A 1,234-nucleotide genomic window follows, 5' to 3' on the forward strand; every position below is an offset into this window, starting at 1 on the left:
GGCGGATTCAAGCGGTCAGCGCAACATCTCCTGTGAGATGGGACAGTCACTGACCACAGGAGGATCCGGATGCAGGGCAAGCACGGTCATCTCAGCCGGGAGCAGAAGCAGCTGGCGCTCAGGTTGCACGCGAGGGGCTGGCGGCTGGTCGATATCGCCAAGGAGATCGGCTGCAGCGCGCCGATGGTCGGGGTCATGGCCCGGAGCGGCAGGCACCTCGATGCCAAACCGCTCGGCTGGAAACCACGCCAGGGCTGCCTGACGATCGATGAGCGCGAGCAGATCCTTCTGGGGATCAATCGTGGCGACACATTCACCGCGATCGCCGGGCAGCTGGGGCGAACGGTGTCCACCATCAGCCGTGAGGTCAAGCGCGGCGGAGGCCGCTGCGAATACTCGGCTTGGCGCGCACATGAACGTGCCCGCCAGCAGACTCGTCGGCCGAAGCCGTTCAAGCTCAGGCCCGGCCGACTGCTCGAGGAGGTCGCCAGTCGGCTGGAGCAGTTGTGGTCGCCCGACGAGATCGCGGTGCGCCTACGGTTGGATCATGCCGATGATCCGCAGATGCGTGTGAGCCACGAGACGATCTACCAGTCGCTGTTCGTGCAGGGCAGAGGCGAGTTGCGCCGTGAACTGGCCCGGTGCCTGCGGTCCGGAAGGACGGCTCGCAAGCCTCGCGGGGCCATCGAGGGTCGTGGCCGCCTCCCCGGCATGGTGATGCTCAGCCAGCGCCCTGCCGAAGCCGACGACCGTGCAGTGCCCGGGCATTGGGAGGGTGACCTCATCCTTGGTCAGGGCAGCCGCAGCGCTGTCGGGACGCTCGTCGAGCGCTCGACACGGATGACATTGCTGCTGCACCTGCCCGATGGCAAGAGCGCCGAGCAGGTCGAGGCAGCAATGCGCGAGGCGGTCAGCAAGCTGCCGTCCTCCTTGGCCCGAACGATCACCTGGGACCAGGGCGCGGAGATGGCCAAGCATGCTGCGTTCACTACCGCCACGGGCATTCCGATCTACTTCTGCGATCCTCACTCGCCCTGGCAGCGCGGCAGCAACGAGAACACCAACGGCCTGCTGCGCCAGTACCTCCCCAAAGGCACCGACCTCAGCGGCCTCAGCCGCAGGGAACTCGACATGATCCAGGACAGTCTCAACGGACGCCCTCGGAAGACATTGGGCTATCTGACACCATCAGAGAAGCTCGCAGAGTTCCTTGCGCTCACCGCTTGAATCCGCC

At 65.8% G+C, this 1,234-nt stretch carries 1 protein-coding gene; it reads left to right on the plus strand.

What is annotated here, in order from left to right; translation table 11 throughout:
• Positions 1–69 precede the first annotated feature (69 nt).
• Positions 70–1,227 carry an IS30 family transposase gene (locus tag FSY66_RS12395; protein ID WP_144795393.1) on the plus strand — a complete coding sequence of 386 codons (1,158 nt, stop codon included), beginning with the start codon at positions 70–72 and terminating at the stop codon, positions 1,225–1,227.
• The last annotated feature ends 7 nt before the right edge of the window (positions 1,228–1,234 follow it).

The organism is Kocuria palustris, assembly GCF_007666205.1.
In the GTDB taxonomy this organism is placed as follows: Bacteria; Actinomycetota; Actinomycetes; order Actinomycetales; family Micrococcaceae; genus Kocuria; species Kocuria palustris_A.